Below are 21,347 nucleotides of genomic sequence, written 5' to 3'. Positions count from 1 at the left end.
TCGCTCTACGACGCAACGGGGTACACCAGGGTGCCCCCCGACCCGATACCGAACTGGGGACCGTTCCGACCGATCGCCTTCGAAAAGTGGCTGACGCCCCCGCGCTGAGCGCGGTCAATGGCCGCGCGGCGCGTACATGATGACCGCGACGCCCAGCAGGCAGATCACCGCCCCGGCGACGTCCCAGCGATCGGGCCGGAACCCGTCGAAAGCCATGCCCCACAACAGCGATCCGGCGACGAACACGCCGCCGTAGGCCGCCAATATCCGGCCGAAGTGGGCGTCGGGCTGCAACGTGGCGACGAAGCCGTAGGCGCCCAGCGCGACGACGCCGCCTGCGGCCCACAGCAGTCCGCGATGCGCGCGGACGCCCTGCCACACCAGCCATGCACCGCCGATCTCCAACGCCGCGGCCAGGACGAACAGCGCAATCGACTTGGCGACCGTCAACGAGCGCCCGCCTTACGCAGCGCCGCGTCGGTGGCCTCGCGGATGGGGCCGCGCCACAACGGGCCATGCCCGGGCGCCAGGGTCTCGGTCTCCAGCAGGGCCAGCGCCGACAGCGTTCGGATGCAGTCCTCCTGGCTGTAGCTGAAGATCGACGGCAGCAGTTGGGGTCCGTCGTGGCGGATCAGCGGGTGCCCGGTGACCAGGGCGTCGCCGCTGGCGAGCACGCCGTCGACCAGGTAGGAGCAGTGGCCGTGCGTGTGCCCGGGGCTGAACACCGCCCGCGGGCGACCGGGCAGGGTGGCCGCTATGTCGGTAGTCAGCGGTTGGGTGGTCGGGATCCCTTCGCGGTTGAGACCGCCGCTGCGCACGACGTGCACGGTCCACGCCGCCCACCGGGGCCGCCAGAGGCGCACCGCGAGATCGCTGATCGAAACCTGTTCCAGATACTCCCGTTTGGCGTGTCCGACCTCGTCGGCGTGGCAGTACACGGCGGTCCCGAACTCCTTGGCGAACCAGATCGCCGATCCCAGGTGGTCGATGTGCGCGTGCGTCAACAAGATCGCGCGCACGTCGCCGGGCTCGCAGCCCAGTCGGCGCAGCGTCCCCACCACGTCCTCGCGGTCACCCGGGTAACCGGCGTCGATCAGCATCACCCCGGTGCCGTCGGCGACCAACGTCCAGTTGACGGCCTCGCCGACGGCGAGGTGGACCGTGTCGGTGACTTGAACGAGTGCCGGTGCCGATCCCATGCCGGCGAGTGTAAAGCGATCGCAAGCGCGGCGAAGCCGGGCGCGGCGGGTCGCGACCGGAGTGGGCGGAGCGATCGCAAGCGCGGCGAAGCCGGGCGCGGCGGGTCGCGACCTGACGGCTGCGAGCGATCGCAAGCGCGGCGAAGCCGGGCGCGGCGGGTCGTGACGGCCGCGATAGGAGTAGAAAAGAACCCGTGGCTGAATTGAAACTTGGGTACAAAGCATCCGCCGAACAATTCGCACCGCGTGAGCTCGTCGAACTCGCCGTCGCCGCCGAGGACCACGGCATGGACAGCGCCACCGTCAGCGACCACTTTCAGCCCTGGCGGCACGAGGGCGGACACGCCCCGTTCTCGCTGGCCTGGATGACCGCCGTCGGCGAGCGCACCAAGCGTCTGCAGCTGGGCACCTCGGTGCTCACCCCGACGTTCCGCTACAACCCCGCCGTCATCGCCCAGGCGTTCGCGACCATGGGCTGCCTCTACCCGGGCCGCATCTTCCTGGGCGTCGGCACCGGCGAGTCGCTCAACGAAATCGCCACCGGATACGAGGGCGAGTGGCCGGAGTTCAAGGAGCGCTACGCCCGGCTGCGCGAATCGGTGCGGTTGATGCGCGAGCTCTGGCTCGGTGACCGCGTCGACTTCGAGGGCGAGTACTACCACACCAAGGGCGCCTCGATCTACGACGTGCCCGAGGGCGGCATCCCGATCTACATCGCGGCCGGCGGCCCGCAGGTGGCCAAGTACGCGGGCCGCGCCGGCGACGGGTTCATCTGCACCTCCGGCAAGGGCGAGGAACTCTACAAGGACAAGCTGATCCCCGCGATGAAGGAAGGCGCGGAGGCCGCCGGCAAGAATCCCGACGACGTGGACCGGATGATCGAGATCAAGATCTCCTACGACACCGACCCCGAGCTGGCGCTGGAGAACACCCGGTTCTGGGCGCCGCTGTCGCTGACCGCCGAGCAGAAGACCAGCATCCACGACCCGTTGGAGATGGAGAAGGCCGCCGACGAGTTGCCGATCGAACAGGTCGCCAAGCGTTGGATCGTGGCGTCGGATCCCGACGAGGCGGTCGCGAAGGTCAAGGATTACGTCGACTGGGGCCTCAACCACCTGGTGTTCCATGCGCCCGGTCACGATCAGCGCCGATTCCTGGAACTGTTCGAGAAGGATCTGGCGCCCAGGCTGCGCCGGCTGGCCTGATCGGCGGGCAGATGGTCTCGGGTCCCGCCCGGGCGATCTATGTCGCCGCCCCCGAGCCGGAGACCGGCAAGTCGACGATCGCGCTCGGGCTGCTGCACCGGTTGACCGCGACGGTCGCGCGAGTCGGGGTGTTCCGGCCGATCATCAGAACCGATAGCGGCCGCGACTACATCCTGGAGCTGCTGCTAGGGCACACCACGGCGGGCCTGTCCTACGAGCAGTGCGCCGGCGCGACGTACCAGCAGCTGCACGCCGACGCCGACGCCGCGATCGCCGGCATTGTCGACGCCTATCACGCGATGGCCGAATCGTGCGATGCCGTGGTGATCGTCGGCAGTGACTACACAGACGTGACGCGGCCCGCCGAGCTCGCGGTGAACGCCCGGATCGCGGTCAACCTCGGCGCGCCGGTGTTGCTGGCTGTCAGCGGGAAGGGCCGCACCGCCGAGGAGGTCGGCCGGGTCGTCGAGGTGTGCGTGGCCGAGCTGTCGGCGCAGCGCGCCCACACGGCGGCGGTGATCGCCAACCGATGCGACCCGACCCAACTCGGGACGGTCGCCGAGGCACTGCGCGCCTTCGCCCTGCACAGCTACGTGCTGCCCGACGAGCCGCTGCTGTCGGCGCCGACCGTCACCGAGCTGGAGCGCGCCGTGCACGGGACGTCCGTCAGCGGCGAGGCCTCGCTGCGCGAACGCGAGGTGACCGGGATCCTCGTCGCGGGGATGACCGCCGACCATGTGCTGGAGCGGCTGCGCGACGGGATGGCGGTGATCACCCCCGGTGACCGCTCGGACGTGGTGCTCGCCGTCGCGAGTGCCCATGCGGCGGAGGGGTTTCCGTCGCTGTCGTGCATCGTGCTCAACGGCGGCTTCGCCCTGCACCCGTCCATCGCGGCGCTGGTGGCCGGGCTGCGGCTGCGGCTGCCGATCGTCGCCACCGCGCTGGGCACCTACGACACCGCGAGCGCGGCCGCCGCGGCCCGCGGCCGGGTCACGGCCACCTCGCAACGCAAGATCGATACCGCGCTGGAGTTGATGGACCGCTACGTCGACGTCTCGGATCTGCTTGCCCAACTGGCGATTCCGATACCCGACGTGATCACGCCGACGATGTTCATCCACCGGTTGACGCTGCAGGCCCGCTCGGATCGCAAGCACATCGTGTTGCCCGAGGGCGACGACGACCGGATTCTCAAGTCGGCGGGCCGGGTGCTGCAACGCCGCGTCGCGGACGTGACCATCCTGGGCGACGAGGCGCGGATCCGGCAGCGTTCCGGTGAACTCGGCGTCGACCTCGACGGCGCCAAGGTGCTCGACCCGCGCACCAGCGACCTGCGTGAGCACTTCGCCGAGCAGTACGCCGACCTGCGCAAAGCGAAGGGCGTCACCATCGAGCGGGCCCGTGAAGTCGTCGGCGAGGCAACGTATTTCGGCACCATGCTGGTGTTCAACGGCATGGTCGACGGCATGGTCTCGGGTGCCGCCCACACCACGGCGCACACCGTGCGGCCGGCGTTCGAGATCATCAAGACCGTCCCGGACGTGTCCACGGTATCGAGCATCTTCTTGATGTGCCTGCCCGACCGGGTCCTGGCCTATGGCGACTGCGCGATCATCCCCAACCCGACGCCGGAGCAGCTGGCCGACATCGCGATCTCGTCGGCGCGCACCGCCACCCAGTTCGGGATCGAACCGCGGGTGGCGCTGCTGTCCTACTCCACCGGTGATTCGGGCACCGGTGCCGACGTGGACAAGGTGAAGGCCGCAACGGATTTGGTGCGCGCGCGGGCGCCGCAGTTGCCGGTCGAAGGACCCATCCAGTACGACGCGGCGATCGAGCCCTCTGTCGCGGCCACCAAGTTGCGGGACTCCCCGGTGGCCGGGCGCGCGACCGTGCTGATCTTCCCGGACCTGAACACCGGCAACAACACCTACAAGGCGGTGCAGCGCAGCGCCGGAGCAGTGGCGATCGGCCCGGTGCTGCAAGGGCTGCGCAAGCCGGTCAACGACCTGTCCCGGGGCGCCTTGGTCGAAGACATCGTCAACACGATCGCCATCACGGCGATCCAGGCGCAGGGCGGCTCGAATGACCAGTGACACGGCGCGTGTGGTTCTGGTGATCAACTCCGGGTCCTCGTCGCTGAAGTACAAACTGGTCGACCCCGACTCCGGTGCGGCCCGCGCGACCGGCAACGTCGAGCGGATCGGCGAGGACTCGTCCGGCGTACCCGACCACGCGGCGGCGCTGCGGCGCGCCTTCGACGCGCTGGGTGACGACGGCATCGACCTCGGGCAGTGCGGTCTGGTGGCGGTCGGGCATCGAGTGGTCCACGGCGGCAACAGGTTTCATCGTCCCACAGTGGTCGACGACGCGGTTCTGGGCGAGCTCAAGGGCCTGTCGGAGTTGGCTCCGCTGCACAATCCGCCCGCGCTCGCAGGTATCGAGGTGGCGCGCAAGCTGCTGCCCGACGTGCCCCACGTCGCCGTGTTCGACACCGGCTTCTTCCACGACCTGCCGGCCGCGGCGGCAACCTACGCGATCGACCGGGACCTCGCCGAGCGGTGGCAGATCCGCCGCTACGGCTTCCACGGCACGTCACACCGCTACGTCAGCGAACGCGCCGCCGCGTTCTTGGGCGTGAGCTTGCAGAGCGTGAATCAGATTGTCCTGCACCTGGGCAACGGCGCGTCGGCCTCGGCGATCGCGGCCGGCCGAGCGGTCGAAACCTCCATGGGGCTGACCCCGCTGGAGGGGCTGGTGATGGGCACCCGCAGCGGCGACATCGACCCCAGCGTCGTGGCCTACCTGTCGCACACCGCTCAGATGGAGGTCGACGACATCGAGGTCATGCTCAACCAGCGCTCCGGGGTGTTGGGGCTGTGCGGCCAGCGTGACTTCCGCCGGCTGCACGAAATGGTCGAATCAGGCGACGCTGCAGCCCAATTGGCGTACAGCGTGTTCATCCATCGGCTGCGCAAATACCTGGGCGCCTACCTGGCGGTGCTGGGCCACACCGACGTCATCACCTTCACCGCCGGGATCGGTGAGAACGACGCGACGGTGCGCCGCGACGCGTTGGCGGGCCTGGGGGAGCTGGGTATCGTGCTGGACGAGGACCGCAACGGCGGCGACGGCACGGGGGAACGGCTGATCTCCGCCGACGGCTCGCCGATCACGGTGCTGGTGATCCCGACGAACGAAGAGCTGGCGATCGCCCGCGACTGCGTCGACGTCCTATAGGAAGCCGAGGCTGGTGCGGCCGGCGCCGACCGATGGCGTGGGGTCGGTACCCAGCGTTCGCGTCAGCAGCTCGCCGTACACGTCGCGAAAATCGGTGCTGTAGCGCAGGTCTCCGTTGTCGAGGTCGGTCAGGCTGGGTTCCGCGCCGTAGAAACCGCCGCGCACGGGCGCGCCCGCGATGAAAACCGGGCCGGCGGTGCCGTGGTCGGTCCCTTGCGACGCGTTCGCCCGCACCCGGCGGCCGAACTCCGAGTACGCCATCAGCACGACGTTGCGCCCGCACGGGTCGCCGGCCAGCTGGCCCAGGAATCCGGTGACGGCCTCGTCGAGCGTCTGCAGCTGGCGCTGCTGGGTGGCGCGTTCGCCGGCGTGGGTGTCGAACCCGCCCAACTGCACGGTGTACACCCGCGTCGGGACGCGCGCCTTGATCGCCTCTGCGACCACGCTCAGCTGTGCTGCCAGCGAGTTATGTTCGTGCGTAGCGGGTTTCACCGAGGCGAACGCCGCGTCGGCGGTGCGTGCGGCGCGGTAGGCCTTGCACACCGCGGCCATCGCCGGGGTGTCATGTGGGTCGTCATCGCCCAGCGCGGTCATGACGGCGGCGAACGTTTCGGCCTTGCCCGTCGCCGCGTCCGGCGTGAGCGCGGCCGCCGTGCACTTCGCCCCGACGGCCAGCGGCGGCAGGACCGCCCCGACGTTCACCGCCCGCAACGGGTCGTCCCCGGTGGCGTCGAGCCAGCGACCGATCCAGCCGGTCGGAACCGGCTCGGCCGGTGAGGCCGTCTGCCAGATGTCCATGGAACGGAAGTGGCTGTGGTCGGGCCGCGGATAACCGACGCCGCGCACGATCGCGAGCTGACGCCGGCCCCACAGCTGCGCCAAGCCCTTCAACGCGGGGTTGAGACCCAGCTGCTCGTCGAGGTGCAACACGTCGCCCGCGGCGTAGGCGAGCTCGGGACGGGCGTCGTGATAGGCGTTGTCCGCGTACGGGATCAGGGTGTTGATGCCGTCGTTGCCGCCGTACAGCGTGACGATCACCAGCACGCCCGCGTCGGCGGCGAGGGGACGGTCGTGGGCGGCGCGCAGCAGGTCAGGCCAGCCGACGGCGACGCTGCCGGACAACAGCCCGGCGGCGCCGACGCCCGCGCTGGCGAGCAGGAATTTGCGACGGTTCATCGTCTTGGTCCGCCTAGGAGGTCAGGTATTCGGGGGTGTTGACGGCCGCCGCGACCAACTGCGGCGGTTGGCCAAGCAAGGGCTGCAGCGCCTTGACGGTGCGGTCCGACCAGTCGCCGACGCCGATCAGGTAGCCGACGGCGTCGATGCGGTCGGCGGGGGCGACGTCCTCCACGGGCGCCAGGTCCCCGGAGCGCGCCAACTGCATCGCGGCGCGCAGCCGGATCCCGGCGCTGGCGGTGGAGAGCCACACCGGGCCGCTGGGCCAGCCGCCCACGCTGGGCGGGTAGAACGGCCGTTGGCCGAGGGTGCGCAGCGTCGCGTCGAGCGTCTTCGCCCGCGCCGGGGTGTCGATCGGCACCCGCAGCGCGCGGACCACGCCGACGAGCCATTCGACCGGGGTGTTGACCACCGTGGCGCGGGACCCGAGAAATTCGGGGTCGGTCAGGATCGCGCGGGTGAGGGCGCGCAGATCACGCCCCGGTCCATAGGCGGCGACCAGCCTGTCGAGCACCGCACCCGACGCCGGGTCGTCGGACGCCAGCTGCCGCCACAGCCTGCCGGCGACGTACTGCGCCGACTTGGGTTGCGAGAGCACAGCGTCGCAGAAGCCCGCGGCGTCGAAGTCGCGCGTCACCCCGAACAGCGTCTTGGCCGCCCCGTCGTGGCGTCTGGGTGTCAGCGAGGCGGCGCCCTGGCCGCCGATGACCCATCCGGTCAGCGCGCGGGCGCCGTCGCGCACGTCGGCCTCGGTGTAACCGTTGCCGTGGCCCAGGGCGAACAGCTCCATGAACTCGCGGGCCAGGTTCTCGTTGGGGGCCTTGGCCGTGCTCGCCTGGCCGTCCAGCCAGCGCAGCATGGCGGCGTCGGTGAGCATGGCGTAGGCCAGGGTGCGGAAGTCGCCCAGCGACAGGGTGCGAAGTTTCTGGTTCTGCGCCGCCATGTACGCGGCGACGCGCACCTTTTGCGCCGAGGTGGCAAAGTGGTTGTGCCACAACAGGGTCAGCTTCTCGTGGGCCGGCTGGCCGGCGGTGGCCATGCGGCGCAGCCACCAGTCGGACAGCGTCGTCTGCTGCTCGGAGAGCTGCTGGTTATAGGCCTTGCGCGCGGCGGGCGTGGCGCCCTTGCCCGGCGGGCGGGGCGGCTCGAGAGTCGGCATCGGGGTGGCGCGCGCGCCGGGGTCGGCGTCGGGGTCCGCCGCCAGTATGGCGTCGACGTAGCCGGCCCAGTCGCGGGCGATGGCGGCGTCGACCTCGGGCCCGGTCACGCCGAAACCGGCCCGGCGCAGCGCCCGGGCCGTGGTGAGCCACGCAGTGGACTGCCCCGGCATGGCTCAACTGTGCGGTGTCGAGCTGAAGGTTTGCTGAGTTTTCTTGCGTTTTTCTTGTCAAGCCTGTGTACGCCCGTCGACGGGTCGCGGCGCACGCGTGTGATCCTGCGGGGCATGGAGGAGCCGTTTGTCGGTAGCCGGGCGCTGCGCTGTGGTGCGTTGAGCCGACACCAGTTGCGGACGCGATACCGCGCGGTGTTTCCCGACGTTTATCTCGGGAAGGACGCCGCACCCGGCCTCGAGTCGCGCATTGCGGCGGCGTGGCTGTGGTCCGGTGGCCGCGCCGTCGTCGCGGGGGCCGCCGCCGCGTTCCTGCTCGGGGCCGGGTGGATACCGGACACCGTTCCGGTCGAGCTGATCTGCGACAGGCCCCGCGCGCCGCGCGGTGTGCTGACGCGCCGGTGCGCGCTGGCCGACGGCGAGTCGCAGACCATCGGCGGCCGCGCCGTGACCACCCCCGAGCGCACCGCCTTCGATATCGGACGGCGCGGAGCCGTCCATTCCGCCGTCGCCCGCCTCGACGCGCTCGCCCGGGCGACGGGCGTCCACGCCGACGACGTGCTCACCGTCGCGCGGCGCCACCCTCGATCGCCAGGCCTGCGGCAACTCGAAACCGCCCTGCGGCTGGTCGATCCGGGAGCCCAGTCTCCGCGGGAGAGCTACCTGCGGCTACTGCTCGTCGACGCCGGCCTGCCCCGGCCGCGAACGCAGATACCGGTGCCAGGCGCGGACGGCGTTCCCTTCGCCTACCTCGACATGGGCTGGGAAGAGCCCATGGTGGCCGTCGAATACGACGGTGATCAACACCGAACGGACCGACGGCAATACGTGAAAGACGTTCGGCGCCTGGAAACGCTGGAGCGACTGGGCTGGATCGTCGTGCGGGTCGTCGCCGAGGACCACCCCGTCGATGTGGTGCGGCGTGTCCGCGCGGCGCTGCAGGCCTCGCGTGTGCGTTCAGGGCTTTGAGTGTGCGCTGAGGGCGGGTTTCGCGCCGATTCTCCGCCCTGGACGCACACTCGACGAAACGCCGGGGCGCGCGGGCGCGACAACGCGAAGGCTAGAACGTGCTCGTCGGTCGCACGCGGTTGGCCATGTCGACCAGCGCGTAGCGATGCCGCTGGGTGGGCGCGACGCGGGCCAGGTTGCGCAGCGACGCCTCCACCCCCAGCCGCAACCCGTGCTCGGTGAACGGGAAGCCGAGGATGTGGTTGGTGCTGGCCTTGTTGTCCTCCAGCCAGTCCATCGCGCAGCCCAGCACCAGCGCGCGGATCTGCAGCACCCGGGGCTCGGTCGGCGGCAGCGCCTCGACCCGCCGGGCGGCGTCGCGGATGTCCTCCTCGGTGATCTCGCTCTTGCTCCGGCCCGACAACAGCGTCACCGCGCTGGTCAGCCGGGCGGTGGTGAAATGTCGTGAGGTGGGCGGCACTTCGTCCAGCGTGCGCACCGCGGCGGCACGGTCGCCCTCGGCCGACAACGACCTGGCCAACCCGAACGCCGCGGAGATCACGCCGTCGTTGGTCTTCCACACCGTCTCGTAGAACCGGTGCTCGTCGACGTCACCGGCCAGCTCGGCGGTGGCGGCCAACGCCAGCTTGGGCGCCAGCTCGCCGGGAAAGGTGTCCAGTACCTCGGTGAAATGCGTTGTGGCGGACTCGTAGTCGCCGGTCAACAGCTCGGCGACGGCCCGATACCACACCAGCCGCCACTGCCAGCCCACCCGCTCGGCCAGGTCGTCGAGCTTGCGGGTGGCCTTGGCGACGTCGCCGAGGTCCAGCAACGCGCGCACCTCCATCAGCGGCAACTCGACCGACTCGGAGAGCTCGACCCCGTCGGTGTCCAGCGAGCCGTGGCGCGCGGCGCGCAACGAGTCCAGCGTCTGCACCGGCTGCGACAGCACCGTCGCCTGCAGCACGGGAGAGGCGACGTCGGCCGGGTTGACCAGCGGCACCTGCAGCGCGGTCACGATCTCCCGTGCGGTCAGCCGCTCGGAGTGCACCTGGCCGTCGAGGTACACGTCGGTGTGCGCGACCAGCAGGTCCACGCCGAACGTCGAGCGGCTGGGACTGAAGATGGTCGACAGGCCGGTGCGCGGCACCCCGGTGTCGCGGGCGACGACCTCCCGCAGCACGCCCATCAGCTGCGCCGACATCTCCTGGGTGTTGGCGAACCGGCGCCGCGGGTCGGGATCGGTTGCGCGGCGCAACAATCGGCGAAACGAGTCGTATTTGGCGAGCACCGGGTCGTCGTCGGGCAGCCCGTCGACGTAGCGGCCGTTGCGGGTGGGCAGGTTCAACGTCAGCGCCGCGAGCGTCCGCCCCACCGTGTAGATGTCGGTGGCGATCGTCGGCCCGGTCCGCACGATCTCGGGCGCCTGGAATCCTGGCGTGCCGTAGAGGTAGCCGAACGAGTTGATCCGCGACACCGCACCCAGGTCGATCAGCTTGAGCTGCTCCTCGGTGAGCATGATGTTCTCCGGCTTGAGGTCGTTGTAGACCAGACCGATGGAGTGCAGGTAGGCCAGGGCGGGCAGGATCTCCAGCAGGAAGCCGATGGCCTCGGCGACGGAGAGCTTGCCGTCCTTGCCGAGTTTGGAGCCGTGCTTGAGCGACTGCCCGCCGACGTACTCCATGACGATGTAGCCGACCGGATCGCCTTGCCGGTCCGGGTGTTCGACGAAGTTGAAGATCTGCACGATCTGCGGGTGGACCACCTCGGCGAGGAACTGCCGTTCGGCCATCGCGATCGCCTGGGCTTCCGCGTCACCGGAATGCACCAGGCCTTTGAGCACCACCGGCCGGTCGTTGACGTTGTGGTCGAACGCCAGATACACCCAGCCCAGGCCGCCGTGCGCGATGCAGCCCTTGACCTCGTACTGGCCGGCGACGATGTCGCCCGGACTTAATTGCGGCAGAAAGGAATACGGGCTACCGCAGGCCTTGCAATGCCCCTGCGACGGGCCCTTGCCCTCCTTGCTCTTGCGGCCGACCGGCTTCCCGCAGTTCCAGCAGAACCGCTTGGACTCCGGCACCACCGGGTTGGTCATCAGGGCCTCGAGCGGGTCGATGTCGCGCACCCGGGGGATCTCGACCAGCCCGCCCCCGAGCTGGCGGACCGGCGGCAACACCCGGGTGGCGACCGTCATGCGGTCCTGCGAATCGGTGTCCAAGGTGCCCAGCGAGATGTGCGGGAAGTCGTCGTCCTCGTCGTCGTCGTCGAAGTCGGGCCGATACAGCGCCTGGGTGGCCTGGATGCGGCCCGTCGCGCCGCTCTGGGCCTCGGCGGGTTGGGTGCCGGGGCCCGCGTCCTCGGCGCCGGCTTCCGGCTCGTCGGTGTGCTTTTCGAGCTCGGCCATCAGTCGCTGTACCTGGGCGTGGGCGGGGCCGGCGCCGGACCGAGCACCGTCAACCATTTGCGGTACAACGTGTTCCAGGTGCCGTCGCGCCGGATCCGCTCGAGGGTGCCGTTGACGAACCGCACCAGGCCGGTGTTGTAGAGGTTGACGCCGATGCCGTAGGGCTGGGTCGCCATGTTGGGCCCGACGATGTGCAGGTACGGGTCCTCCTCGACCAGCCCGGCGAGAATCGAGTCGTCGGTGCTGACGGCGTCGATCTCCCGCTGCTGCATCGCGACCAGGCAGTCGGCCCAGTTGACGACGGACACCACCACCGGCGGCGGGTCGATCTGCCGGATGCGGTGCAGGGACGTGGTGCCCTTGGCCACACACACCCGCTTGCCGGACAGGTCGTTCACCTTGGCGATCGAGGAGTCCCGCGGGGTGAGGATCCGCTGGTTGGCATCGAGGTAGACGGTGGAGAAGTTCACCAGCTTGCGTCGGTCGCAGGTGATGGTCATGGTTTTGACGACGACGTCGACCTCGGAGTTCTGCAGCGCGGTGACGCGCTCGTCCGAGGACAGGATGCGGTATTCGACGTGCGAGGGGGCGCCGAAGATGTCGCGCGCGATCTCGCCGGCGATGTCGACGTCGAAGCCGGTGATCTCACCGGTGATGGGGTCGCGGAAGCTGAACAGGTTGCTGCCGATGTCGAGCCCGACGATCAGCCGCCCGCGGGCGCGAATGTCGGCGACGGCGGCGTCGGCTTCGGCCTTGGTGTTGAAGGGCCGCAGGCTGGCGGTCAGGTCGCAGCTCTGGGTGGGCCCGTCGGTCGGCAGCGGCGGCTCGGGCGGCAGCTGCTCCATGCCGACGGGGGTCGGTGGCGGCAGCGTCGGGACGCTGGCCACGGTCAGCGATTCGGTGTGCCCGCAGCCGGCCAGCAGCGTCACCGCGGCCAGCGCGGCGCCCGCTCGGCGGAGCCGGTGCAGGCGGCGCACTACCGATACTCTTTCAGCCGCGGCCACAGGCCGAGGGCGACGGCCACGGCGGCGCCGAGGCTGAGCACCACGCCGCCCACCTGGGCGCCGGACAGGCCGCTGCGGGCGTTGATGACGTCGTTGCGCAGGCGGGTGCGGCTCTGGTCCATCGCCTTGACCAACTCGTCCTCGAGCTTGTCGAAGGCCGGGGTGGAGTCGTCCTCGCTGCTGCCCAGCGCGACCTGCGTGGCGGCCCGGTAGTTACCCACCGAAATGTAGGAGCTGATCCTGTCGTTGGCCTGCCGCCAGCGCAGCAGCAGCTGATCGGCGCCCTCCAGGTCCGGCTTGTCGACGGCGTCGCTGCGCGACATGTACTGGTCGAGCTGCCGGTGCATGGCGTCGATGCGCTGGTAGAAAGCCTGTTTGCGCTTCTCCTCGTCGCCGCGGCGGATCAGCGACAACGTCTCGTCGGCCCGCGCCTGCTGGGCGGTGATCGCGACGTTGGTGACGGTCTTAAGCGACTCGGCGGCAGTGTTCTTCGCGCTACGACTGGCCGCCGTAGAGATGGTTAGCGCAGTTCCGACCCAGACCACCATGACGAGAATAGCGAGCGCACCGACGATCAGACCGGGGTTGATGCGACGCCGGGTGCGCCGCGCCAGCCACCGATGCGAGAAGGCGCCGAAGACGGCGGTCGCGCTCACCACCAGGATGACCGGCGCCGGGATCTGGGTGGACGCCGTGGTCTCGGCGTCGACGCGATCCGAGGTGGCCTGGTAGAGCTGCGCGGCATCGGGCAGGATCGTCGTCTGCATCAGCCCGGAGGCCTCCGACAGATACGACGAACCGACCGGGTTGCCCTCCCGGTTGTTGGTCCGGGCGATCTCGATGAGCCCGGTGTAAACGGCCAGTTCGGCGTTGATGCGGCCCAGCAGCTGCACCAGCGGCTCGTCGGTGAGCCCGCTGGACGCCCGCGTCACCGCCACCGCCGCATCGGTGATGGCCTGCTCGTAGCGCTGCCGCACCGGCTGCGGCTCGGCCTCGGCGATGAATGCGGTGGCCGCCGCCGCGTCGGCCACCGACAGCGTGGTGTACAGCCGGCCGGCGGCGAACGACAGCGGCTCGGTGTGGTTGAGGACCGTGGTGAGCACCTGCTGGCGGTGGTTGATGGTGGTCGAGGTGGCGAACGCGCAGATGCCGCCGAGCACCGCCAGCACGATGCCGATGGTCAGGATGCGGCCCGGCGTCGTCGAGATGAACCACCAGCGCGGATGGGCTGGTTCGGCCGGCGAGCGCATTCCCTGCGGCTCGGTCGACGGATGCGCCAGCTCAACCGTCACGTGTGATCAGCCCTCGTCTCTTCGCCACGGAAATTCGCTGCACCGACCTCTATAAGCGAATTCTAAGAGAATGTCGAGGCCGATGGGTGGAGGCGGACCGATTCATCGAGCGCACACTGCATATCCTGAACCCGTGCGCGGCGACGGTGACGGGTGGGTGCTCTCCGACGGCGGCGCGCACTTCTGGGGTCGCTACGGCGCGGCCGGTTTGTTGCTGCGCGCCCCGCAAGCCGACGGCACGCCGGCGGTGCTGTTGCAGCACCGCGCGGTCTGGAGCCACCAGGGCGGAACCTGGGGGCTGCCCGGCGGCGCCCGGGACAGCCACGAGACGCCGGAGGAGACGGCCGTTCGGGAAGCGCACGAGGAGGCCGGTGTCCGCGCCGAGCTGCTGGCGGTGCGCGCGACGGTGGTGACGGCCAGCGTCGCCGGCGCCGGCGGCGCCCAGTGGACCTACACCACCGTCGTCGCCGACGCCGACGAACTGCTGCACACCGTCCCGAACGGCGAGAGCGCGGAGATGCGCTGGGTCGACGAGAACGAGGTCGCCGATCTGCCGCTGCACCCCGGCTTCGCCGCCAGCTGGCAACGACTGCGCACCGAGCCCGCGCTGCTGCCGCTCGGCGCCGGGGACGAACGTCGGCGGCAACTGCCGCGGACGCTGGAGATCGAGGCGGGCGTGTTCGTGTGGTGCATGCCCGGCGACCCGCTGCGGGCCGACGAGACGCCGTCGCCGCTCAGCAACCGCATCAACGCGCTGCTGTAAGCGCCGCCCGAAGCCGGGCGGCGGCCGCCCGCGGGTCCTCGGCCGCGGTGATCGCCCGCACCACCACCACGCGCCGGGCGCCCGCTTCAAGCACGTCGGGTAGCCGCTGCGTGTCGATCCCGCCGATCGCAAACCATGGCTTGTCGGCGTGCAGCCGCGCGGCGGCCGCGACCAGCGCGAGGCCCGGCGCCGGGCGGCCGGGCTTGGTGGGGGTGGGCCAGCAGGGGCCGACGCAGAAGTAGTCCGGCCCCCCGGGAGCGGCCGCCGCGGCGGCCTGCTCGGCGTCGTGGCTCGACAGCCCGAGCAACACCTGCGGCCCGGCGATGTCCCGCGCGACGTCCAGCGGGAGGTCACCCTGCCCCAGGTGCAGCACGTCCGCCCCGGCTGCCCGGGCGATGTCGGCGCGGTCGTTGACCGCGACCAGGGCGCCGTGGCGGCGGGCCGCCTCGGCGAGCACCTCACACGCCGCCAACTCGTCGCGCGCCTCCAACGGCCCGAACCGCTGTTCACCGGCGGAGCCTTTATCGCGCAGCTGGATGATGTCCACCCCGCCGGCCAGGGCGGCGTCGGCGAACTCGGCCAGGTCGCCGCGCTCGCGCCGCGCGTCGGTGCACAGATATAACCGCGCCGCGGCCAGGCGGGACATTCGTTCATCTACGGGAATCTGCACACCGCGACGCTAGCGCGCTAGCGTGGAGCCGGAGAATTACTCGACACGGGAGTCCCGGGTTCGTCGCTGCGGGGCTGAGAGTGGGCACAGCCAGAGCATCTGGATCTGCCCTTACCGTCACACCTGATCCGGATCATGCCGGCGAAGGGAGGCTTGGAGGATGAGTGGGATGCCGACCGGCCCCGAGATGGGGTCGTTGGCGGTCGTCGGCGGCGGCGTGATCGGGCTGGCGGTGGCGCGGCGGGCGACGCAGGCCGGATGGTCGGTGCGGGTGCACCGGGGCAGCGAGCGGGGCGCCTCCTGGGTGGCCGGCGGCATGCTGGCCCCGCACAGCGAGGGCTGGCCCGGCGAGGAGCAGCTGTTGCGGCTGGGCCTGGAGTCGCTGCGGTTGTGGCGCGAGGGCGGGTTCCTCGACGGGCTGCCGCCCGGGGTGGTCACCGCCCGCGAGTCGTTGGTGGTGGCCGTGGACCGGGCCGACGTCGCGGACCTGCGCACGGTCGCCGAATGGCTCTCGGGGCAGGGGCATCCGGTGGTGTGGGAGTCGGCCGCCCGCGACCTCGAACCCCTGCTGGCGCGGGGCATCCGGCACGGTTTCCGGGCCCCCACCGAACTGGCGGTGGACAACCGGGCGGTGCTGGACGCGTTGAGCGCCGAATGCGAGCGGCTGGGCGTGCGGTGGGCGCCGCCGGTGCGCGACCTGTCCGACGTGAGCGCCGACGCCGTCGTGCTCGCCAACGGCATCGACGCGCCTTCGCTGTGGCCCGGCCTGCCGGTGCGCCCCGTCAAGGGCGAGGTGCTGCGCCTGCGCTGGCGCAAGGGCTGTATGCCGTTGCCGCAACGCGTGATTCGCGCGCGGGTGCACGGGCGGCAGGTGTACCTTGTTCCGCGCGCGGACGGGGTGGTCGTCGGCGCCACCCAGTACGAGCACGGCCGCGACACGGGCCCGGTCGTGTCCGGGGTGCGGGACCTGCTCGACGACGCCTGCGCGGTGCTGCCGGCGTTGGGTGAATACGAGCTGGCCGAGGCCGCGGCCGGGCTGCGCCCGATGACGCCGGACAACCTGCCGTTGGTGCACCGGCTGGACGCGCGAACCTTGGTGGCGGCCGGTCATGGCCGTTCCGGGTTCCTGCTGGCGCCATGGACGGCCGAACAGATCGTCTCCGAGCTCGTTCCGGTGGGAGTGCACTCATGATCGTCGTGGTCAACGAACGCAAGGTCGAGGTGGACGAGCGCACCACCGTGGCGGCGTTGCTGAGCACGCTGGGGTTCCCCGAACGCGGGGTGGCGGTGGCGATGGACGACGCGGTCCTGCCCCGATCGCGTTGGGCCGCCGAGCTTTCCGCCGGCGCCCGCCTCGAGATCGTGACGGCGGTGCAAGGTGGCTGACTCCAAACTCACCATCGGGGACCGCAGCTTCACCTCGCGGCTCATCATGGGAACCGGGGGAGCGACCAACCTGGCGGTGCTCGAGGACGCGCTCGTCGCCTCCGGCACCGAGCTGACCACCGTCGCCATCCGCCGGGTCGACGCCGAGGGCGGGACCGGGCTGCTGGACCTGCTGAACCGGCTGGGGATCACCCCGCTGCCCAATACCGCGGGCTGCCGCAGCGCGGCCGAGGCCGTCCTCACCGCGCAGTTGGCGCGCGAGGCGCTGGACACCAACTGGATCAAGCTCGAGGTGATCGCCGACGAGCGCACGCTACTGCCGGACGCCATCGAATTGGTCCGCGCTGCAGAACAATTGGTTGACGACGGGTTCGTGGTGCTGCCCTACACCAACGACGACCCGGTGCTGGCGGCCCGGCTCGAGGACGCCGGGTGTGCGGCCGTCATGCCGCTGGGCTCGCCGATCGGCACCGGGCTGGGCATCACCAACCCGCACAACATCGAGATGATCGTCGCGCGGGCCGGGGTGCCGGTGGTGCTCGACGCCGGCATCGGCACCGCCAGCGACGCCGCCCTGGCGATGGAGTTGGGTTGCGACGCCGTGCTGTTGGCCACGGCGGTGACGCGGGCCGCCGACCCGCGGGCCATGGCGGCCGCGATGTCCGCCGCCGTCACCGCCGGCTACCTGGCCCGTCGCGCCGGGCGGATTCCCAAGCGGTTCTGGGCGCAGGCCTCCAGCCCCGGCTCGCCGCCGGCGGCGGGCGGCTGAGCCCGTGGCCCCGAAACGGTATGTGGCGCTGGGCAGTTCGATGGCCGCCGGGCCGGGCATTGCGCCCCGTGCCCCTGGCGCCCCGCGCTGGTCGGGCCGCTCGGCGCGCAACTACCCGCACCTGCTCGCCGACCGGTGCGGGATGGACCTCGTCGACGTGACCTTCTCCGGAGCGACCACCGCGCATCTGCTTGCCGAAAAACAGCGCGGCGCCCCGCCGCAGCTGACGGCGCTCGACGGGTCGGAAGCCCTGGTGACCGTGACGATCGGCGGCAACGACGTCGGATACGTGCCGCTGCTGATGGCCGCCTCGTTGCCGGGCTGGACCCGCCGGGCGCCGCTGCTGGGCCCTCGGGTGGCGGAGCTGCTGGACCGCGACGCCCGCGATCGGGCGCTCGCCGACGTGGCCGAGTCGCTGTGCGTCGTCGGCCGGGAGGTGCGGCGCCGCGCGCCGCGCGCCCGCGTCGTGTTCGTCGATTACCTGAGCTTGCTGCCGCCCGCGGGCGAGGCGGCGGGGCCGATCCGCGCCGCGGACGCCGATCTGGGCCGCCATGTCGCCGCCGCGTTGGAGCGGGCCACGGCCGAGGCGGCCATGGCGACGGGCTGCGAGGTCGTCCGTGCCGGGGCGGCCAGCCGGGAACATCACCCGTGGTCGGCCCAGCCGTGGACGACGCCGCCGGCCAAGTACGGCGTCCCGCTGCCGCGCCGGCCCGCGCCGCTGCACCCCAACGCCGCGGGCATGCGCGCGGTAACCGAGCTCGTCGCCACCTTGCTGTGATGCTCAGCCGTTGGCCTGCCACCACCGGTACAGGGCCGCAACGTCGGCGGTGCCGCCGCGCAGGTAGCTCACGATGTTCTTGGCCTGCGTGGTCCAGATGATCTCCGCGGCGTTGCGGTAGGTGCCGCAGGCCAGCTGCCCCGCGCTGGAGTCGGCGCTGCCCTGGTGCCAGATGGTGGGGGACTGGCCGTTGTCCCCGCACGCCGTCAGCACGTCCTCGCCGATGCTCGTCGCAAAGAACCGGTTCATGCTGTCGCCGTCGCTGAACAAGACGTACTTGGCCTGCACCGGGCCGCTCGGGTCGGGGCTCTGCCCGCAGTTGAAGGCGGCCAGTTGCCCGGCGGTGACGTTCTGGGCGGTGCAGTTGTTCAAGCCGTAGCCCTTGGACAGCGAGGCGGCGAGCGTGTTGACGTCCGAAGGTGTTCCGGGGTCGGCGGTGCCGGGCGCGAGGCCGGGGCCGACCGTCACGCCGGCCAGCAGCGCGGCAACCACCCAGCCACGTGACGCGTTGGTCATCACCGACCCATACTCGCTCAGCTGCCGCGCCGCCGGCCAGCCCGGTGGGGCCGCGACGCGCTCGACCGCGGCCGGTGGGCGCCTCGGCAAACGCCGCACGGCGACATTCCGACCCTTGGCGGGGCGTGCCGATGGCACCGCCCGCAGCGGCGGCACCGGAGCCCGACCGCCGTGCCGGGCTACCCGTCGCGGCGCACCCCGCGTCGGTGCCGCGGTGCGGGCAGGCCCGTCGTCGCCGATTTACCGCAGGCGCTCGTCCTGCGATTTTGCCGGCGCGCCGACCCCGCCTCGGGGCGGCCGCGACAACGGCTCGCAGCCGAAGCGGGCCGGCCAGCCGCGCGCGGCCGCGGGCGCCGCCCAAACCGATTTCACATTGCTAGTGCCGTGACGACTCCGCTCGGGTATGGTTAGCACCGCTTGACGCCAGCTAACTCTCTTGACTGGAGATTCGATGACACAACAACCGCCCCCGTTGATGCCCAGCGCGACGCGGTTGATGTGGTCGAGGGTGTCGGTCTTCTGGTGATAGTTGGGGTCGAAGGGTTGATCGGCGCTACCGCCCCACATCTTGGCTTCCACGCCGGACATCTTGCCCTCCGCTCCGGAGAACAGGCCACCGGCGGGCACACCCGCCAGCGTGAAGCCGTCGTAATCCGAGCGGCCGTCGAACGAGGTGTCGCGCGCGGTCTTGCCGGCCGACTTCAGGTAGTTCACCAGCGTGCGTTCGATGCCGGCCGAGCCCTCGGGCACCACCGGTTGCCCGCGGGTCTCCGGCGGTAGCGATTGGTCGCCGTCGTAGGTGAAGTAGCCCGGATTCGGCGAGGCCAGCATGTCAAAATTCAGATACAGCGCAAGGCTTTTCAGCGCGTTTAGGTCCAGGGATTGCACGTAGTCACGCGAACCGATCAGGCCGAGTTCCTCGGCGCCCCAGAAGCCGAACCGGACCGCGTTGTGCACCTGCGGTGAACTGCCCAGCTGCACGGCGGTTTCCAGCACCGCGGCCACCCCGGAACCGTCGTCGTTGATGCCCGGGCCGTCGGGGACGCTGTCCAGATGCGCGCCCGCCATCACGACATCGTCGGGCGAACCCGTCTTGGTCTGCGCGATCACGTTGCGGGCCTTGAAGTTCTGCACGCTGGCGTTCAGCTTGATCGTGGTGGGTCCCGGCTGGCCGCGCAACTGGACGCCGGCGGATTTGGTGACGCTGACGACCGGGATCTTGACCTCGGTGTTGGCGCCGAGCGTGCCGCCCATCTGCTGTTCGTCGACGTTGTCGGCGATGATCAGGGCGACGGCGCCGCGCGTGGCCGCGGCGTCCTCTTTCTGCGCGAACGGGCAGTTGCCGCGGTCGAGCAGCACGACGGCGCCCCGCACCGGCAGATCGCCGTAGTCCGACGGCGCGCAGCCCGGGTGGTCACCGCCCGGTCCGACGACCAGGGGGCCGCTGACACCGTCCGGCGGCGTGCCGAGGCTGAAGTCCAGCGCATGCGACTCGACCGGTCTGCCGCCGACGGTCACCACCGGCTTGTCGCCGTGGAAGACCCGCGCCGAGAATTCCGGTGTTTGCACGTCGAACCCGTTGTCGCGCAACGTCGTTGCTACATAGTCGACGGTGGCGTCGAAGCCGGGTGTCCCGACGGCACGAGTCCCGTTGTTGGCGTCGGCGATGTCTTGCAGCTTGGACAGGTGGCGCATCATCGCGTCCGTGGTGACCTTGTCGTGCAGGGCGGCGGCGAACCGGCCGGCGGCGGGATCACCGCTCGACTCCTGGGCGTCGTTCGACCGATCGGAACACCCGGCCGCGGCTGCCCCCACGGCGAGGACGGCGAGCAACGCGGGGATCACCTTGACTGTCTCGACCATCGCGCCCCAGGTTAGACCGCGGCCGCAAGTGATGCGGGGACAACACTCCCCGAATCAGACGTACAGGGCGGTGAACGGCGCGACGGGGATGTTGCGCACGACGAACCAGGCCAGCACCAGGGCCATGGTGATCAGCGGGGCCCAGCGCTGGTGCTGCCAACTGCGCAACCGTCGCCCGCCCACGCGGGCGTAGGTCCACGCGAAGTAGGCCCACACCAGCAGCACGACGGCCACCAGACCCAGCGCATTGAATCTGGCGGCCGCCGCCACGTCGCCGTGCATGAGCGAATACAGCATGCGCAGGCTGCCGCAGCCGGGACAGTCGATGCCCAGAAGCGCCTTGGTGGGGCACACCGGCAGCGGGCCGTGCGGAGTGGTCGGGTCACCCACCCAGATGGCGGCGCAGACCGCCGTCGACGACGCGGCCACCACCAGTGGGGCGCCCCACCGCAGCCGCGCCGACCCTGGGTGGGTCACCATGATTGCGACCGGGCTCAGACCATGGCGGCGAGCGCCGCGTTGGTGTCCGTGTTGAGTGCGCCCGCCGCGATCAGGACGCCGTAGATGATGGCCACGATGACGCCCGCGACGACCGACCAGATCACCCACTTCTTGGCGCTGTCGGCGGCGGCCTGCGCCCCGGGGTAATTGCCCTGTGCCCACAGACCGTTGACCTGGCTGGACTTGACGATGGCCACGATGCCGAAGGGCAAGCAGCAGAAGATCGTCGCCACCTTGCTGTGATGCTCAGCCGTTGGCCTGCCACCACCGGTACAGGGCCGCAACGTCGGCGGTGCCGCC

20 protein-coding genes, 2 pseudogenes and 1 riboswitch are annotated in these 21,347 nt (G+C 70.8%); of the genes and pseudogenes, 10 read left to right on the top strand and 12 right to left on the bottom strand.

All coding sequences use genetic code 11. The features are described 5' to 3' along the window. Positions 1 to 108, top strand: a pseudogene (locus tag A5714_RS25415) (GNAT family N-acetyltransferase); the annotation flags it as partial. A gap of 6 nt (positions 109 to 114) precedes the next feature. Here the strand turns inward: A5714_RS25415 and A5714_RS14900 are convergent. Then, positions 115 to 450, bottom strand: coding sequence for a YnfA family protein (locus A5714_RS14900; RefSeq protein WP_068070952.1), 336 nt, complete (start codon positions 448 to 450; stop codon positions 115 to 117). Next, complete coding sequence (locus tag A5714_RS14895) at positions 447 to 1,199, bottom strand: MBL fold metallo-hydrolase (RefSeq protein WP_068286227.1); 753 nt, start codon at positions 1,197 to 1,199, stop codon at positions 447 to 449. The genes A5714_RS14900 and A5714_RS14895 overlap by 4 nt, the downstream gene beginning before the upstream one ends. Before the next feature lie 194 nt (positions 1,200 to 1,393). On the opposite strand from A5714_RS14895, the gene fgd reads away from it, so the two are divergent. Genes fgd through A5714_RS14880 form a run of 3 tightly spaced genes read left to right on the top strand, consistent with a single transcriptional unit; the run spans position 1,394 to position 5,644 of the window. Continuing rightward, positions 1,394 to 2,404 (top strand): glucose-6-phosphate dehydrogenase (coenzyme-F420), encoded by a 1,011-nt coding sequence (gene fgd / locus A5714_RS14890; RefSeq protein ID WP_068286225.1) that lies wholly within the window; start codon positions 1,394 to 1,396, stop codon positions 2,402 to 2,404. A gap of 11 nt (positions 2,405 to 2,415) precedes the next feature. After that, complete coding sequence (gene pta, locus A5714_RS14885) at positions 2,416 to 4,500, top strand: phosphate acetyltransferase (RefSeq protein ID WP_068286223.1); 2,085 nt, start codon at positions 2,416 to 2,418, stop codon at positions 4,498 to 4,500. Next, positions 4,490 to 5,644, top strand: coding sequence for an acetate kinase (locus A5714_RS14880; protein WP_068286219.1), 1,155 nt, complete (start codon positions 4,490 to 4,492; stop codon positions 5,642 to 5,644). The genes pta and A5714_RS14880 overlap by 11 nt, the downstream gene beginning before the upstream one ends. On the opposite strand, the gene A5714_RS14875 is transcribed toward A5714_RS14880, so the two are convergent. Beyond that, the gene (locus tag A5714_RS14875) at positions 5,639 to 6,820 is read right to left on the bottom strand and encodes a DUF1501 domain-containing protein (protein WP_068286217.1); all 1,182 of its coding nucleotides are present in this window, start codon (positions 6,818 to 6,820) and stop codon (positions 5,639 to 5,641) included. The two genes, A5714_RS14880 and A5714_RS14875, sit on opposite strands and share 6 nt — an antisense overlap. 13 nt (positions 6,821 to 6,833) lie before the next feature. After that, the gene (locus A5714_RS14870) at positions 6,834 to 8,150 is read right to left on the bottom strand and encodes a DUF1800 domain-containing protein (RefSeq protein WP_068286214.1); all 1,317 of its coding nucleotides are present in this window, start codon (positions 8,148 to 8,150) and stop codon (positions 6,834 to 6,836) included. A 114-nt stretch (positions 8,151 to 8,264) separates the two neighbouring features. On the opposite strand from A5714_RS14870, the gene A5714_RS14865 reads away from it, so the two are divergent. Then, positions 8,265 to 9,119: an endonuclease domain-containing protein gene (locus tag A5714_RS14865; RefSeq protein WP_068286232.1), complete on the top strand. Its 855-nt coding sequence runs from the start codon at positions 8,265 to 8,267 to the stop codon at positions 9,117 to 9,119. Positions 9,120 to 9,210: 91 nt separating this feature from the next. Here A5714_RS14865 and A5714_RS14860 read toward each other — a convergent pair whose 3' ends face one another. The 3 genes from A5714_RS14860 to glnX are packed head-to-tail and all read right to left on the bottom strand — an operon-like array spanning position 9,211 to position 13,801. Then, positions 9,211 to 11,505, bottom strand: a complete 2,295-nt coding sequence (locus A5714_RS14860) for a serine/threonine-protein kinase PknG (RefSeq protein WP_068286211.1) — start codon at positions 11,503 to 11,505, stop codon at positions 9,211 to 9,213. Beyond that, entirely contained in the window at positions 11,505 to 12,482 is a 978-nt protein-coding gene (locus A5714_RS14855; protein ID WP_068070968.1) for a glutamate ABC transporter substrate-binding protein, read from the bottom strand. Before A5714_RS14855 ends, A5714_RS14860 begins: the two co-directional genes overlap by 1 nt. Then, on the bottom strand, positions 12,482 to 13,801 hold the full coding sequence (gene glnX, locus A5714_RS14850; protein WP_068070970.1) for a protein kinase G-activating protein GlnX: 1,320 nt from the start codon (positions 13,799 to 13,801) through the stop codon (positions 12,482 to 12,484). Before glnX ends, A5714_RS14855 begins: the two co-directional genes overlap by 1 nt. Before the next feature lie 133 nt (positions 13,802 to 13,934). Here glnX and A5714_RS14845 point away from each other — a divergent pair, with 133 nt between their 5' ends. Continuing rightward, positions 13,935 to 14,564, top strand: a complete 630-nt coding sequence (locus tag A5714_RS14845; RefSeq protein ID WP_068286207.1) for an NUDIX hydrolase — start codon at positions 13,935 to 13,937, stop codon at positions 14,562 to 14,564. Here the strand turns inward: A5714_RS14845 and thiE are convergent. After that, positions 14,548 to 15,210 carry a thiamine phosphate synthase gene (gene thiE, locus A5714_RS14840; protein ID WP_068286205.1) on the bottom strand — a complete coding sequence of 221 codons (663 nt, stop codon included), beginning with the start codon at positions 15,208 to 15,210 and terminating at the stop codon, positions 14,548 to 14,550. The genes A5714_RS14845 and thiE overlap by 17 nt on opposite strands. 59 nt (positions 15,211 to 15,269) lie before the next feature. Next, a riboswitch (TPP riboswitch) is annotated at positions 15,270 to 15,401 on the top strand. A 2-nt stretch (positions 15,402 to 15,403) separates the two neighbouring features. On the opposite strand from thiE, the gene thiO reads away from it, so the two are divergent. The 4 genes from thiO to A5714_RS14820 are packed head-to-tail and all read left to right on the top strand — an operon-like array spanning position 15,404 to position 18,167. Continuing rightward, on the top strand, positions 15,404 to 16,426 hold the full coding sequence (gene thiO / locus A5714_RS14835; RefSeq protein WP_068286203.1) for a glycine oxidase ThiO: 1,023 nt from the start codon (positions 15,404 to 15,406) through the stop codon (positions 16,424 to 16,426). Beyond that, entirely contained in the window at positions 16,423 to 16,620 is a 198-nt protein-coding gene (thiS, locus tag A5714_RS14830; RefSeq protein WP_068286196.1) for a sulfur carrier protein ThiS, read from the top strand. Before thiO ends, thiS begins: the two co-directional genes overlap by 4 nt. Continuing rightward, positions 16,613 to 17,389, top strand: a complete 777-nt coding sequence (locus A5714_RS14825) for a thiazole synthase (RefSeq protein ID WP_068286192.1) — start codon at positions 16,613 to 16,615, stop codon at positions 17,387 to 17,389. The genes thiS and A5714_RS14825 overlap by 8 nt, the downstream gene beginning before the upstream one ends. Positions 17,390 to 17,393: 4 nt before the next feature. Next, on the top strand, positions 17,394 to 18,167 hold the full coding sequence (locus tag A5714_RS14820) for an SGNH/GDSL hydrolase family protein (RefSeq protein WP_255396712.1): 774 nt from the start codon (positions 17,394 to 17,396) through the stop codon (positions 18,165 to 18,167). Positions 18,168 to 18,170: 3 nt separating this feature from the next. On the opposite strand, the gene A5714_RS14815 is transcribed toward A5714_RS14820, so the two are convergent. From A5714_RS14815 to A5714_RS14800, 4 genes and pseudogenes are all read right to left on the bottom strand, one after another. Further along, positions 18,171 to 18,683, bottom strand: coding sequence for a serine/threonine protein kinase (locus tag A5714_RS14815; RefSeq protein WP_068070984.1), 513 nt, complete (start codon positions 18,681 to 18,683; stop codon positions 18,171 to 18,173). A gap of 461 nt (positions 18,684 to 19,144) precedes the next feature. Next, positions 19,145 to 20,546 (bottom strand): annotated as a pseudogene (locus A5714_RS14810) (M28 family metallopeptidase); the annotation flags it as partial. Positions 20,547 to 20,600: 54 nt separating this feature from the next. Continuing rightward, a complete protein-coding gene (locus A5714_RS14805; protein ID WP_068070988.1) occupies positions 20,601 to 21,026 on the bottom strand; it encodes a DUF2752 domain-containing protein in 426 nt (141 codons plus the stop codon). 14 nt (positions 21,027 to 21,040) lie between these two features. Next, complete coding sequence (locus tag A5714_RS14800; protein WP_068286228.1) at positions 21,041 to 21,331, bottom strand: CD225/dispanin family protein; 291 nt, start codon at positions 21,329 to 21,331, stop codon at positions 21,041 to 21,043. Between the last annotated feature and the right edge of the window lie 16 nt (positions 21,332 to 21,347).

Origin of the sequence: Mycobacterium sp. E2462 (genome assembly GCF_001672685.1) — a bacterium.
In the GTDB taxonomy this organism is placed as follows: Bacteria; Actinomycetota; Actinomycetes; order Mycobacteriales; family Mycobacteriaceae; genus Mycobacterium.
The sequence above is the reverse complement of the archived record's forward strand: the minus strand, read 5'-3'. Positions and strand labels throughout refer to the sequence as shown.

Bases quoted from the DNA above. Each gene is read 5' to 3' on its own strand.
- thiO (WP_068286203.1), top strand. From the start codon at position 15,404: ATGCCGACCGGCCCCGAGATGGGGTCGTTGGCGGTCGTCGGCGGCGGC.
- thiS (WP_068286196.1), top strand. From the start codon at position 16,423: ATGATCGTCGTGGTCAACGAACGCAAGGTCGAGGTGGACGAGCGCACC.
- A5714_RS14880 (WP_068286219.1), top strand. From the start codon at position 4,490: ATGACCAGTGACACGGCGCGTGTGGTTCTGGTGATCAACTCCGGGTCC.
- A5714_RS14805 (WP_068070988.1), bottom strand. From the start codon at position 21,026: ATGGTGACCCACCCAGGGTCGGCGCGGCTGCGGTGGGGCGCCCCACTG.
- pta (WP_068286223.1), top strand. From the start codon at position 2,416: ATGGTCTCGGGTCCCGCCCGGGCGATCTATGTCGCCGCCCCCGAGCCG.
- thiE (WP_068286205.1), bottom strand. From the start codon at position 15,210: ATGTCCCGCCTGGCCGCGGCGCGGTTATATCTGTGCACCGACGCGCGG.
- A5714_RS14875 (WP_068286217.1), bottom strand. From the start codon at position 6,820: ATGAACCGTCGCAAATTCCTGCTCGCCAGCGCGGGCGTCGGCGCCGCC.
- A5714_RS14870 (WP_068286214.1), bottom strand. From the start codon at position 8,150: ATGCCGGGGCAGTCCACTGCGTGGCTCACCACGGCCCGGGCGCTGCGC.
- A5714_RS14865 (WP_068286232.1), top strand. From the start codon at position 8,265: ATGGAGGAGCCGTTTGTCGGTAGCCGGGCGCTGCGCTGTGGTGCGTTG.
- A5714_RS14860 (WP_068286211.1), bottom strand. From the start codon at position 11,505: ATGGCCGAGCTCGAAAAGCACACCGACGAGCCGGAAGCCGGCGCCGAG.
- A5714_RS14895 (WP_068286227.1), bottom strand. From the start codon at position 1,199: ATGGGATCGGCACCGGCACTCGTTCAAGTCACCGACACGGTCCACCTC.
- A5714_RS14815 (WP_068070984.1), bottom strand. From the start codon at position 18,683: ATGACCAACGCGTCACGTGGCTGGGTGGTTGCCGCGCTGCTGGCCGGC.